Here is a 14,326-nt window from a genome sequence, read left to right as displayed (position 1 = left end):
TCAGCGCCCTTCCCCGCCGCGCGCCGGGGACGGCGGCGAAGCGTCGGCGTCCAGCACCCCGGCGACCGCCGACTCGCGCGCCAGCACGCGGGCGAACACGTCATGATCGACGTTGCCGCCGGACAGCGTCAGGCCGACCTTGCGGCCATGCAGGCGCGCGCCCAGCTGGCGCGCCGCCGCCAGCGCACAGGCGCCGGCGCCTTCGGCGACGTTGTGGGTGGCGATGAAATACAGCTTCATGGCGTCCATCACCTCGTCGTCGGTGACGGCGACGACCTCATCCACCTCGGCGCGCAGCACCGCCAGCGAAGCCTCGTCCGGCACCCGGCAGGCGACGCCGTCGGCGATGCGCGTGGACACCGGCGACTCCACCGCCGCGCCCTGCTCGAAGGACAGCTTGTAGGCCAGCGCATGCGCCGACACCACGCCGATCACCCGGGTCTTCAGGCCCAGCGCGTTGCGCGCGGCCACCGCCCCGCACATGCCGGAACCCTGGCCGACCGGCACCAGCACCAGGTCGAGGTCGGGCTGGGCGGCGAACAGCTCCATCCAGTAAGTGGACACGCCCGCCACCAGGTCGCGGTGGTAGGAGGGAATCATGTGCAGCCCGCGCTCCCGGGCCAGCTGCTGGGCATGCTCGCGGCTCTCCTGGAACTCGCTGCCGTGCTCCACCAGCGACACGCCCAGCGCGCGCATGGCGGCGTTCTTCTCGCGGCTGTTGCCTTCGGGGACGACGATGGTGGCGGCGATGCCGAAGCGCGCGGCGGCCAGCCCGATGGATTGCCCATGGTTGCCGCGTGTGGCGGAAATCACGCCGGCCAGTTGCGGCTGCTCGCGGGCCAGCTTGTCCATGTAGACCATGCCGCCGCGCACCTTGAAGGCGCCGGTGGGGGCGTGGTTCTCATGCTTGACCCAGACCTGGGCGCCCAACGCGCGGTTCAGGAGCGGCCAGGACAGCTGCGGCGTCGGCGCCATGGCGCCGTAGACCACTTGCGCGGCCTGTTCGATCTCGGCGCGGTTGGGCAGCAATTCGCGGGCGGCTTGGGTCATGGGGTCTCCTGGGTGACGATGTGTTCGGTCTTGCAATGGAAGCCATCGTAACGGACAATACCTGTACAGAACCTATACAGTTTTTGAAATAATTCCAAACATTGTCACGGTAAAATGACCAATACAGCCAAGCATTCCCGCCCCGCCCCGCGCCTCTCCGCCCCGGCCGCCGCCAATGCCGCCAGCAGCGACGCCGCCCTGCCCGGCTGGCCGCTGCTCTCGCGCGAGAGTGGCGACTCGCTGGTGGAACAGATCGTGCGCGGCATCCGTTCGCGCATCGACGACAAGCTCCTGCGCACCGGCGCGCGCATGCCCTCGATCCGGCAGTTCGCCGACACCCATGCGGTCTCGCGCTTCACGGTAGTAGAGGCCTACGACCGGCTGGTGGCGCAAGGCTTCCTGGAGTCGCGCCGCGGCTCGGGTTTCTATGTGCGGGAACGCTCGCCCATGGCCGGCGGCTACGGCGCCGACCCGGCGCGCGCCGCGACCGCGCATGAAGCGGCCGAGGGCGGGCTGGATGTGGTCTGGCTGGTGCGCAACATGTTCCGCCAGATGCCGGCCTCGAAGATGCCCGGCGGCGGCCTGCTGCCGTCCGACTGGCTGGATGGCGAACTGATCGCCAATGCGCTGCGCGCGATCAGCCGCGACAATCCCTCGCTGCTGCTGGGCTACGGCACGCCGCAGGGCTTCCTGCCGCTGCGGCACCAGCTGCAGCTCAAGCTGGCCGAACTGGAGATCGCCGCCGCGCCCGAGCAGATCGTGCTGACCACCGGCGTGACCCAGGCGCTGGACACCGTGGCGCGCCACTTCCTGCGCCCCGGCGACGTGATCTTCGTCGACGATCCGGCCTGGTTCCTGATGTTCGGCTCGTTCGCCGCGCTGGGCGCCAAGGTGGTCGGCATCCCGCGCCTGGCCGACGGCCCCGACATCGTGCGCCTGGCCGAGCTGGCGGCGCTGCACAAGCCCAAGCTGTTCGTCACCAACTCGGTGCTGCACAACCCCACCTCGGCCTCGATGACCGCCGCCAAGGCGTTCCAGGTGCTGCGCATCGCCGAGGAACACGACTTCATCATCGTGGAGGACGACATCTATTGCGACATGCACCCGGGTTCGCCGGTGCAGGCCGCCACCCGCGTGGCGGCGCTGGACCAGCTGCACCGGGTGATCTACCTGGGGGGATTTTCAAAGACCTTGTCGGCCAACCTGCGCGTGGGCTTCATCGCCACCTCGGCCGAGCTGGCGCGCCAGCTGGCCGACCGCAAGATGCTCTCGACCCTGACCACCGGCGAGATCGGCGAACGGGTGGCCTACAAGGTGCTCTCGGAGGGACATTACCGCAAGCACACCGAACGCCTGCGCACGCGCTTGAACGGCGCGCGCGACAAGGTGGCGCGGCAACTCGAGAAGCTGGGCGTGGAGGTCGGCGACCTGCCGCCCTGCGGCATGTTCCTGTGGGTGGATGCGCGCTGCGACACCAACGTGCTGACCGAAAAGGCCATGGAGCACGGCTTTCTGCTGGCGCCGGGCAGCCTGTTCTCGCCTTCCCAGCTGCCTTCCACGCGCATGCGCATCAACGTCGCCAGCATGGCCGATCCGGGGATCTGGCGCTTCCTGGAGAAGGAGCTGGGGCGCTGAAGCGGCCGCCATCCGCTTGCGGATGGCGACCCGCCCTCCTCGTCAGGCGGTCACGAGGTGGATGCGCGCGATTTCCTGGTTGCTGGCGTTGTAGAAGGCGTAGTCGGTCGTGCCGGGGAAGTAGACGTAATGGTCCGAACCGTTGGCCATGATCTGCAAGCTCTCCGAGGCGTTCATCTTGACCGTCAGCAGGTGCGACGTGGCGCCGCTGGCGATGCCCATCTTGATCACGTCGTCGGCGGTGATCACGATGTTGGTTGACGCGCCCGTGGTCACGTCCAGCGTCGTGATGCCGCTGACCTTGCTGGAGAAATTGCTCAGCGAGAGCGAGTTGCCGAGATCGTCGAAGTGCAAGGTGGTGGTGCCCGCCACGCCGTTGATGGAGACGATGTTGGTGGTGCCGGTATCCTTGTTGACGATATCGCTCTGCGCGCCCGCCGTGCTGTGGGAACCGGCGCTGACGTTGATGATGTTGGTCCCCGCACCGACCGTGACGGTGTTGTGCGCGCCTTCCAGCACGTTGAACACGTCGGTCTGGCCGGCGCCCGCCCCGCCGCCGCTGAGGGTATTGGTGGTGCCGGTGCCGCGCACCGTCAGGATGTTGCCGTTGGCGTCGCCGGTGAGGGTATTGTCGACGTAGGCGCTGCCTTCCAGGTTGGAAATGCCGATGTACTTGTCGCCATTGGCGTCGCTGCCCACGCCGCTGCCCTGGCCGGTGGCCAGGTTGGCGACGATGGCCGCGCTGGATGAGCCGCTGTTGGCGTAGTAGTAGCTGACGGTGTCGCCGGTGCCGGCGCCGGTGCCGCCGCCTATGTTGCCGCCGCCGGTGAAGGTGTTGGCGTTGCCGTCTGCATAGAAGGTGTCGTTGCCGGCGCTACCCACCACGTTCTGGATGTTGGCGTAGTGGTCGTTGGCGGCATAGCCGCCGCTGCCGTTGTGGTTGTACAGGTCGACGGTCACCGCGGCGGTGCCGGAACGCGCGTAGTTGACGGTGTTGGAGCCGGCGCCGCCCTCGAAGCTGTTGGCCACGTTGCTGGCGTAGAAGGTATCGTTGCCGGATCCGCCGATGAGGTTCGAGATGCCGTTGAACTTGTCGCCCAGGGCATAGGTTCCGCTGGCGGCCAGCGTGTTGGTGAGGTCGACCGTCACCCCGCCGGTGTCGTACTCGTAGCTCACCGTATCGGTGCCGCCGTTTCCGGTGAAGATGTTGGCTTGCGTACTGGCCTTGAAGAGGTCGTCGTGCGTACTGCCGATGACATTGTCGATGTTGACCAGAATATCGCCCTGCGCGTCGCCGCCCGTGCCGCTGCCGTTCTTCAGGTCGATCGTCACGCCGAGCGCCGAGCCGGCATAGGACGCATAGGTGCTGGCGCGGTTGGCCGCGATGGCCGTGATGGTGTCCGCGCCGGCGCCGCCCTCCAGTACCGATTGGGTTCCCACCGTGGCAAAGCCGGTCAGCGTGTCGTTGTAGGCGCTGCCGACCGCGTTCTCGATGTTGGCGTAGGTATCGCCTTGGGCGTAGTTGCCGCTGCCCACGCCGGTGGACAGGTTGACCGTCACGCCGGTGGTGCCGTTGCTGCTGGTGGACAACGAATAGTTGACGGTATCCGAACCGGCTCCGCCATCGAGCTTGTTGGCGAAGCTGCTGGCATAGAACACATCGTCGCCGCCGCCGCCGATCACGTTGTCGATGTTGACCAGCACGTCGCCCTGGGCATCGTTGCCGCTGCCGGTTCCCGCCTGCAGGTTGATCGTCACCGAGCCCGAACCCGCGTAGCTGGCATAGGTAGAGGCGCGGTTGGCGGCAATCGCCGTCAGCAGGTCGGCGCCGGCGCCGCCGGTCAGCACCGAGACCACGCCGACGTTGTTGACGGCATCGTAGTTGGCGCCGGTCAGGGTGTCGGCGAAGGCGCTGCCGATCACGTTCTGGATGTTGGCGTAGGTATCGCCCTGGGCGTAGTTGCCGCTGCCCACGCCGGTGGACAGGTTGACCGTGACGCCGGTGGAGTTGTTGCTGCTGCTTGAGCCGGCGTAGCTGACCGTATTCGACCCCAGGCCGCCATCGAGGCTGTTGGCGGCGGCGTTGGCGACGATGGTGTCGTTGCCGCTGCCGCCGGTCACGTCCTGGATGTTGGCGTAGGTGTCGCCGTTGGCCAGGCTGCCCGCGCCGCCGCTGCCGGTGCCATTCAGCAGGTTGATGGTTTCATCGACGGTCGAGTTGATGTAGCTCACGCGGTTGTGCGAGCTTGCGGTGCTGGCGCCGCCGTCGAAGAAGTTGGCCGCGGCGCTGGCCACGAACAGGTCGTCGGCCAAGCCGCCGGTGGCATCCTGGATGTTGGCGTAGGTGTCGCCGTTGGCCAGGCTGCCCACGCCGCCGCTGCCCTGCCCGGTGAACAGGTTGATCGTCTCGGCCACGGTCGACGTGCTGTAGTTCACCCGGTTGTGCGTGCCGCCTCCGCCCTCGAAATTGTTGGCCGCCGTATTGCCGTAGAAGGTGTCGTTGCCCCCGCCTCCGGTCACGTCCTGGATGTTGACGTAGGTGTCGCCGTTGGCCAGGCTGCCGGTGCCGCCGCTGCCCTGGCCGGTGACCAGGTTGACGGTTTCATCGACGTTCGAGTTGAGGTAGCTCACGCGGTTGTGCGAAGCCGCGGTGCTGACGCCGCCGTCGAACCGGTTCGCCGCCGCGTTGGCGATGAACAGGTCGTCGGCCAGGCCGCCGGTGACGTCCTGGATATTGGCGTAGGTGTCGCCGTTGGCCAGGCTGCCCGCGCCGCCGCTGCCCTGGCCGGTGAACAGGTTGACCGTTTCGGCCACGGTCGAGCTGGCGTAGCTCACGCGGTTGTGCGCGCCGCCGCCGCCTTCGAAGTTGTTGGCTGCGGCGCTGGCGATGAAGGTGTCGTCGCCGCCGCCCCCGGTCACGTCCTGGATGTTGGCATAGGTGTCGCCGGCGGCATAAGTGCCGCTGCCGGTGCCGGCGATCAGGTCCACCGTCTCGGCAACCGACGAATTGGCATAGCTCACGCGGTTATGCGTGCCGCCTCCGCCTTCGAAGTTGTTGGCCGCCGTGCTGGCGACGAAGGTGTCGTTGCCGGCGCCGCCGGTGACGTCCTGGATGTTGGCGTAGGTGTCGCCGTTGGCCAGGCTGCCCGCGCCGCCGCTGCCCTGGCCGGTGACCAGGTCGATGGTTTCATCGACGGTCGAGTTGAGGTAGCTCACGCGATTGTGCGAAGCCGCCGTGCTGGCGCCGCCGTCGAAGAAGTTGGCCGCGGCGCTGGCCACGAACAGGTCGTCGGCCAGGCCGCCGGTGGCATCCTGGATGTTGGCGTAGGTGTCGCCGTTGGCCAGGCTGCCCACGCCGCCGCTGCCCTGCCCGGTGAACAGGTTGATCGTCTCGGCCACGGTCGACGTGCTGTAGTTCACCCGGTTGTGCGTGCCGCCTCCGCCCTCGAAATTGTTGGCCGCCGTATTGCCGTAGAAGGTGTCGTTGCCCCCGCCTCCGGTCACGTCCTGGATGTTGACGTAGGTGTCGCCGTTGGCCAGGCTGCCGGTGCCGCCGCTGCCCTGGCCGGTGACCAGGTTGACGGTTTCATCGACGTTCGAGTTGAGGTAGCTCACGCGGTTGTGCGAAGTCGCGGTGCTGATGCCGCCGTCGAACCGGTTCGCCGCCGCGTTGGCGATGAACAGGTCGTCGGCCAGGCCGCCGGTGACGTCCTGGATATTGGCGTAGGTGTCGCCGTTGGCCAGGCTGCCCGCGCCGCCGCTGCCCTGGCCGGTGAACAGGTTGACCGTTTCGGCCACGGTCGAGCTGGCGTAGCTCACGCGGTTGTGCGCGCCGCCTCCGCCTTCGAAGTTGTTGGCTGCGGCGCTGGCGATGAAGGTGTCGTCGCCGCCGCCCCCGGTCACGTCCTGGATGTTGGCATAGGTGTCGCCGGCGGCATAAGTGCCGCTGCCGGTGCCGGCGATCAGGTCCACCGTCTCGGCAACCGACGAATTGGCATAGCTCACGCGGTTATGCGTGCCGCCTCCGCCTTCGAAGTTGTTGGCCGCCGTACTGGCGACGAAGGTGTCGTTGCCGGCGCCGCCGGTGACGTCCTGGATGTTGGCGTAGGTGTCGCCGTTGGCCAGGCTGCCCGCGCCGCCGCTGCCCTGCCCGGTGACCAGGTCGATGGTTTCATCGACCGTCGAATACTGGTAGCTCACGCGGTTGTGCGAGCTTGCGGTGCTGGCGCCGCCGTCCAACCTGTTGGCTGCGCTGTTGGCGATGAACAGGTCGTCCCCGGAACCGCCGGTCACGTCCTGGATGTTGACGTAGGTGTCGCCCGCGGCGAAGCTGCCGGCGCCGCCGCTGCCGACGCCGTTGACCAGGTCGACGGTTTCGCCGACCGTGGAATGCGCGTAGCTGACGCGATTGTGCAGAGAGCCGCCGCCGCCGTCGAAATTGTTCGCGGCCTGGCTGGCCACGAAGGTGTCGTCGTAGATGCTGCCCGTCAGATCCTGGATATTGGACAACTTGTCGCCGGCAGCATATCCGCCCGAGGTTCCGGTGCCGTCGGTATAGGTCAGGTCGACCGTGACGGCGGCGTCGGAACTGGCGTAGCTGACGCGATTGTGGGAACTTGCGGTGCTGACGCCGCCATCGATGACGTTGGCGTCGCTGCTGGCCACGATCAGGTCGTCGGAAGCGGATCCGACCACGTTTTCGATGCCGGAATAGACGTCGCCGTCGGCAAAGCCGCCGGTGCCCAGGCCGGTCACGAGATTGACCGTGACGCCTGCGGTCGAATACCGGTAGCTGACCGTGTCCGAACCTTGTGCGCCGGTGAAGGTGTTGTGATTCGCGTCGGCAATGAACGTATCGTCATAGGCGGTGCCGATCACGTTCTGGATATTCGCGTAGGTGTCGCCTGCGGCGAAGCCGTTGCTGCCCACGCCGTTGAACAGGTCGACGGTCACGCCGTTGCCGTCGCCGGCCTTGGCGTAGCTGACGGTGTTGTTGCCCAGGCCGCCGTCGAACTTGTTGGCTGCCAGGCTGGCGATGAACAGGTCGTCGAAATTGGATCCGGTGACGTTCTGGATGTTGGCGTAGGTGTCGTTGTTGGCGTAGCCGCCGGTGCCCACGCCCAGCACCAGGTCGACCGTCACCGCCGCATTGGAGGCGGCATAGCTCACGCGGTTGGAGCCCGCCCCGCCCTCGAAATTGTTTTCCGCCAGGCTGGCGACGAAGGTGTCGTCGCCGGCGCCGCCGGTCAGGTCCTGAATATTGGCGAGCTTGTCGCCCTGGGCGTAGCCGCCGAAGGTGCCGGTGCCGTTGGTGTAGTTCAGGTCCACCGTCACGCCGGCAGTCGAGGCCGCGTAGCTCACGCGGTTGTGCAGCGAACCGCCGCCGCCGTCGAGGCTGTTGGCGTCGGCGCTGGCCACGAAGGTGTCGTCGTAGACGCTGCCGATGAGGTTCTGGATGTTGGTGAACGAATCGCCTGCGGCATAGAAGCCGCCGGTGCCGGTGCCGATGGTGTTGGTCAGGTCGACGGTGACGCCGCCGGTCGAATAGAAATAGCTGACCGTGTTGGAACCCAGGCCGCCGCTGAAATTATTGACGTCGGCGCTGGCGATGAAGATGTCGTCGTAGTCGCTGCCGATGGCGTTCTGGATATGCGCCAGCACGTCGCCCTGGGCATAGCCGCCGCTGCCGGTGCCGTGGAACAGGTCGACCGTTACCGCCGCGTTCGAGAAGGCGTAGCTGACGGTGTCCGAGCCGCCCAGGCCGCCGTTGAAATTATTGGCTGCGGCGCTGGCGATGAAGGTGTCGGAGTACGAGCTGCCGACGATGTTCTGGATGTTGGTGTAGGTGTTGTTCTGGGCATAGCCGCCGCTGCCGCTCATGGTGATCATGTTCACCGTGACCGCGCCGGTCGATGCGCCGTAGTTGACGGTATCGGAACCGCCGCTGCCGCCGTTGAAGTTCTTGCTGTCGACGCCGGCGATGAAGACGTCGTCGTAGGCCGAGCCGATGGCGTTCTGGATGTGGTTGTAGGTGTCGCCTTCGGCGTAGCCGCCGGTGCCGCGGCCGGACACGAAGTTGATCGAGACGCCGGAAGTCGATCCGGCATAGCTCACGGTGTCGTTGCCGCCGCTGCCGCCGTCGAAGCTGTTGGCCGCGAGGCTGCCGACAAAGGTATCGTCATAGGCCGAACCGACCACGTTCTGGATGTTCGCGTAGGTGTCGCCGGCGGCCGAGCCGCCGCTGCCGACGCCGGTCTGCAGGTTGACGCTCACGCCGGCGCCGGAGCTGGCGTAGGACACCGTATTGGAGCCGCCGCCGCCTTCGAAGCGATTGGCGTCGGTGCTGGCGATGAAGACATCGTCGTAAGCCGAGCCGATGGCGTTCTGGATATGGGTATAGGTGTCGCCCTGGGCATCGCCGCCGGTGCCGGTGCCGGTGATCAGGTTGACGGTGACGGCGGCGCCGGAATACTGGTAGGACACCGTGTCCGAGCCGCCCGAGCCGCCGTCCAGGCGGTTGACCGCCGAATTGGCGATGAAGGTGTCGCTGTAGGCGCTGCCCTTCAGGTTCTGGATGTTGAGCAGCGTATCGCCCTGGGCGTCGCCGCCCACGCCGGTGCCGTTGACCAGGTCGACGGTCACGCCCGCGCCGGAGTTGGCATAGCTGGCGGTGTTGACGTTGGTGCCGGTGCTGTTGACGCCGCCGATCAGGCGGTCGGCGCCGGCGCCGCCTTCGAAGAAGGTATTGCCGGTGCCGCCGTAAAGGGTGTCGTTACCGGTGCCGCCATACAGCAGGTCGTTGGCGTTGCTGCCGTAGATGGTGGTGCCGGCGTTGTTGTCGGCATGCACCTCATGGGGCGCGCCTTGCGCCGGCAGCACCAGCACCGCGTCGCCGGTGGCGGGGTCGAGGTAGTTCAGGTCGCCGTAGGCGCCGGCGTCCTTGACGGCCACGTGGCGCGAATCGTTGAGGGTGAGCTGGCCGTTGGAGGTCGCCACGACGGTGGTGAACGTCAGGTCGAAGGCCTGGTGCACCGGGGAGGATGAATCCGCTTCCACCGTCTGGTACTGCAACTGGATGTTGAAGTCCTTCTGGCCTGAGGCCACGGTGATCGAGTATTTCCCGCCGCCCAGGTCGGTGCCGTTGAGCACGGTCATGTTGGAAGGCACGCCCGAGATCACCACCGACAGCACATTGCCTGTGCCGGTGATGTTGACGTTGAACACCTTCACGAAGGTGCCGTTATTGTTGCCGGCGGCGTAGATCGTGGTGACGTCGTTGCCGGCGTTGATCACCTGGGTGCTGAACTGCTGCGGCAGCGACGCGTCGGTGGAGGAAGTCGGGATGCCGGCGCTGCCGTAGAGCGTGGTGCCGACCTGGGTGACGGTGGCCAGGTTGACCAGCTTGACGGCCTGCGTCGGCGCCGAAGGATCGATCACCACGGTGGGCGGGATGACGCCCGGGCGTTCCGGCGGCGCTTGCACTTCCACCGGCCGCACCGGCGCGTCATTGCTGCTGGTGCTTTGCGAGGCGACCAGCGCGGAGGCCGCGCTGGTGGTCGAGGCATCGGCGGTGGGTTGGGTCGGCACCGACAGGGTCTGCACGCCGTTGGTGGTCAGCGAGCCCGAGTTTTCGCTGATGATCTTGGCCAGCTGGCTGATGCCGTCGCTGCCCACGCTGGCGGCGTTGCGGTCGGTGCTGACGTGCTGCGGGCTCTGCACCGAGGCGTCGGTGGCCACGCGGTCGGGCGAGGCGATGGGATCGGAATTGAGTATGCGCGACTGGTCGTTGGGCGCCAGCGCGATCTTGCCCACGCTGTCGAGCAGCTTGCCGGTGTCGGCGCTGGTGTCGGAGAACTTGACCTTGGACTTGTCGTCCATCGCTTCCATGGCGCCGCCGGCCAGCACCACCTTGGTGCCGTCGGCCATGTGCAGCACCATGTCCACGTCCACCACCTGGACGCGCTGCACGGCGCCGCGCGGCGCGTTGAGCTGGAAGCTGCCGTTCTGGTCGGGCATCACCACCCGTACCGGGCCGGTGACTTTTTCCGCGGAGTTCGCTTGTGATGAGCTTGCGGTTGCCATGTTTTCTCGCAGTCGAAGGTCAGTTCAAAATTGTTGTTTCATCAAGTCGCAATGACGAGCTTGCCGGTCAGCAAGAAAATACTAGCGCATCATTGCAGGATCTGCTCGCGCGGCCCGTCGGCCACGATGCTGCCGCCGTCGATGACGATGATGCGGTCCACGTGGCGCAGCAGCGCCGGGCTGTGCGTGGCTACCACCAGCGTGCGTCCCGCCGAGAAGGCGATCATGCGTTCGATGATGCGCGCCTCGGTCTGCTGGTCGATGCCCGTCGTCGGCTCATCGAGCAGCAGGATGCGCGGCACCGACGCCACCACGCGCGCCAGCGCCACCATCTGGCGCTGGCCGCCGGAAAGGTTGCCGGGCGCCTTGAGCATCTGGTCCAGGCGCAGCTCGCCGCGCGCGATCAGCTCGTCCAGCCCGGACACGCCCAGCGCCGCCTCGTACACCTGCCCGGGCACGCGGTCGCCGATGAAGATGTTGGCGGCCAGCGTGCCGTCGAAGACAAACGGCTCCTGCGGCTTGAAGCCGATGTTGCGCATGCGCACCTCCGCGGCATAGGCGCTCACGGCCACGCCGTCGACCAGGACATGCCCTTCTTCCGGCTTGTGCAGGCCGGCCAGCGCGCGCAGCAGGGTCGACTTGCCGGAACCGGAACGGCCGACGATGCCGACCTTCTCGCCCGGCTGGATGGTCAGCGAGACGTGCTTGAGCGTGGGGGTTTCCTTCTTGTCCAAGTGCAGCATCAGGTTGCCGACCTGGATCAGGCCGCGCATTTCCTGGCGCAGCACATCGGCCGTGACCTGCTGCTCGTCCTCGCCGAACAACTGGTCGAACTCGGCGCGCGCGCGGCGGAACATTTCGATGCGGCCCAGCAGCGCCGCCAGCGACGACAGCACGGTGGTGGCCCGGCTGATCAGCAGCGAACCGGCGATCAGCGCGCCCACCGTCAGTGCGTTGTCTTCCACCAGATAGACGCCGACCACCAGCGTGGCCACCGAGATGAAGGTATAGCCGACCGAGGAAACCGCGTAGCCTGCGTTGGTCCAGAAACGGCTCTTGGCCTGCGCCACGGCGTTGTCCGTCGCGTCCGACAGGAAGGCGCGCATCAGGCGGTGCTGCAGCGGCGTGGTCTTCAGCGTTTCCATGCCGTAGACGATGCTGGCCAGCTTGTCGACCTTGCCGGTGCCGGCTTTCATGGCGGCATTGGCATAGTCCTGCGACGGCACCTTGAACAGCAACTGCGCGCCCACCAGCATGGCGCCGCCCACCAGCAGCACCCAGACCAGATGGCCGGCGACCAGGCCCAGCACCACCAGATACAGCAACAGGAACGGCAGGTCCACCAGCAGCAGCATGTAATTGGACGACATCAGGTCGCGCGCGGCGGAGAGGTCGCGATAGCGCGCCAGCACCACGCCGACCGGCGCGTTGACGCGGGAAGACAGCAGGCGTCGCGCCGACACCTCGTCGAACTCGGTGTCCAGGCGCCCCGCCAACTGCTCCGTGTAGTACACGCGGATGATGCGCAGCACCAGCTCCAGCGCAATGAACAGCAGCATGCCCAGGGTCAGCGCCCACAGGGTCTCGGGAATATGGTTGCCGATCACCTTGTCGTAGACCAGCCGCGAATACAGCGGCATGAGCAGGCCCAGGAAGTTGACCAGGACGCCTGCGACGACGATCTCGACGAAGCGGCTGCCGTAGGCGCGCAGCAGCGACAGGTAAGTTGGATCCTTGCGCAGGTCCTGGAGGACTTGCGGCTGATCGATGTGGACCTGTTCGCTTTCGTTCATGGTCGGATGCTCCGGTTGCGCCGCGCCGCCTCAGGCGGCGCTCAGGGCTGCACCCCGCGGTTGGCGGACATCTCGCGGATGGCTTCGCGCAGTTCCAGGCGCAGGTCCTTGACCATGGTCTGGCGGCCGGTGCGCATTTCTTCGATGACGGTCTGCCAGTTGATGTTCTGGCGCATCAGCGCCTCGGTGATCGAGGTCAGCGATTGCGGGATCGCGCCCAGGTTCTTGACGCGGTCGTTCTGCATCGCCATGTGCTTGGCCAGGTCGATCTGCAGCTGGCGCGCCGACAAGGCGTCGCGCGCCATGTTGCTGGAGTTCTCGCCGATGGTGCTGCCCAGCTCGTTCAGGCGGGCCGCCACGGTGGACTGGATTTCGCCCTGGTACTGGATGGCGCCCATCTCGTCGGCCAGGCGGATCGAGATCTGGTTCAACAGGGCCGGCAGCTGCGCGATGTTCTGCGCATTCTTCTCGTTCATGTTGGAGATTTCGGTCTGCTGCGCCTGCAGCGAGGTCAGCGACACCGACAGCGCCGACTGGCCGGCCTGGATGTTGGAGACGATCTGCGGCAGCACTTCGAAGGTGCGGTTGGCGATGTCGCCGTTGATGGAGAGGCGCTCTTCCAGCGACGACAGGCTGTCGGACAGGTCGCGCGCCGAGGTGATCTTGGTGTTGATGATCTGGCCGACGTTGCGGATCTCTTCCAGCGTCAGCTGCGCGGTCTCATGCATGCGCGGGCCGAAGGCGACCAGCTGGCGCAGGTTGCGCGATTCTTCCATGCTGTCCGTAAACAGCTGGACGATATTGTTCAAGCGCTCGTTCAGGCCTTCCAGCTTGATGCCGGCCTGCAGCGAGGCTTCCGAACTGTTGCGCGCGGCCATGATGGACTCGCGCTGCAGCACCATCAGATCCTGCAGGAACTCGGCCAGGAAGGTTTCCGACACGCCCTGGCGTTGCGTCGCCGCCGGGCCGGACATGTCGTGCACCACGTGCTGCACCATGTCGCTGATGCACTCGCGCGCGCGCGCCACCAGCTTCTTGCCGGCGCCGCGCAGCGGGGTCAGCGTCAGGCCCAGGGCGAGCGAACCGATCAGGCCGAACATCGAGGCCGAGAAGGCGGTGCCCATCGAGGCCAACGGCTTTTGCAGGTCGGCCACCAGGCGCATGAAGGAGGCGTCCATGTCGCCGCCGCCGGCTGCCTTGCCGAAACCGTCGATCAGCGCGGCGGTGCCGACCAGGGTTTCCAGCAGGCCGATAAAGGTGCCCAGGAGACCCAGCGCGATCATGAAGCCGGTCAGGAACTGCGGGAACTCGGTCTTGGCCTCGAGGTGGGCGCGCAGGTCGCTCAGCGAGCTTTCAATGGTCTCCTGTTCGATACGCGAGGTCAGGCGGCCCTTGGTGCTGGCCACGCTGACCAGGACCTGGCCGATCTCGGTGCCGGCGAACTCGGGCGCCTTGACCAGGTCGTCCATCGACTCGCCGGCCTTGGTGCGCGCATAGAACTGCATCAGCTTGTCATGCTCCCAGTTCACGCGCCACAGGTTGTAGCCGATCAGCGCCACGCCGAACAGCGCCACCGAAATGATGAACAGGTTCAGGAACGGGTTGATGTGAATCGCGTGCAGGACGAAGTCCCGGAACAGGAATCCACCCAACAGCAGCAGTAGCGTCGGGATGGCTGCAAGTGCATAGAATTGACGAAGGTTTTTCATACGTGCGAAGTTCCGGAGAAATGAACGCGATGGATGCTGGCAAAACGTGAAACTGAA

General features: G+C 66.5%; 5 protein-coding genes. 1 reads left to right on the top strand and 4 read right to left on the bottom strand.

All coding sequences use genetic code 11. The features are described from left to right. Complete coding sequence (locus Herbaro_RS08120) at nucleotides 1-1,050, bottom strand: threonine dehydratase (RefSeq protein ID WP_275013313.1); 1,050 nt, start codon at nucleotides 1,048-1,050, stop codon at nucleotides 1-3. Nucleotides 1,051-1,164: 114 nt separating this feature from the next. On the opposite strand from Herbaro_RS08120, the gene Herbaro_RS08115 reads away from it, so the two are divergent. Then, nucleotides 1,165-2,685, top strand: coding sequence for an aminotransferase-like domain-containing protein (locus tag Herbaro_RS08115; protein WP_275013312.1), 1,521 nt, complete (start codon nucleotides 1,165-1,167; stop codon nucleotides 2,683-2,685). A 42-nt stretch (nucleotides 2,686-2,727) separates the two neighbouring features. Here the strand turns inward: Herbaro_RS08115 and Herbaro_RS08110 are convergent, their stop codons facing one another. The 3 genes from Herbaro_RS08110 to Herbaro_RS08100 all read right to left on the bottom strand — a co-directional run bounded on the left by Herbaro_RS08110 (nucleotide 2,728) and on the right by Herbaro_RS08100 (nucleotide 14,269). Continuing rightward, nucleotides 2,728-10,767 carry a calcium-binding protein gene (locus tag Herbaro_RS08110; protein ID WP_275013311.1) on the bottom strand — a complete coding sequence of 2,680 codons (8,040 nt, stop codon included), beginning with the start codon at nucleotides 10,765-10,767 and terminating at the stop codon, nucleotides 2,728-2,730. An 89-nt stretch (nucleotides 10,768-10,856) separates the two neighbouring features. Beyond that, nucleotides 10,857-12,560, bottom strand: coding sequence for a peptidase domain-containing ABC transporter (locus Herbaro_RS08105; protein ID WP_275013310.1), 1,704 nt, complete (start codon nucleotides 12,558-12,560; stop codon nucleotides 10,857-10,859). A 41-nt stretch (nucleotides 12,561-12,601) separates the two neighbouring features. Continuing rightward, nucleotides 12,602-14,269, bottom strand: coding sequence for a biopolymer transporter ExbB (locus tag Herbaro_RS08100; RefSeq protein ID WP_275013309.1), 1,668 nt, complete (start codon nucleotides 14,267-14,269; stop codon nucleotides 12,602-12,604). Nucleotides 14,270-14,326 lie beyond the last annotated feature (57 nt).

It is taken from the genome of Herbaspirillum sp. WKF16, assembly GCF_028993615.1.
Lineage (GTDB): Bacteria > Pseudomonadota > Gammaproteobacteria > Burkholderiales > Burkholderiaceae_D > Herbaspirillum.
The sequence above is the reverse complement of the archived record's forward strand: the minus strand, read 5'-3'. Positions and strand labels throughout refer to the sequence as shown.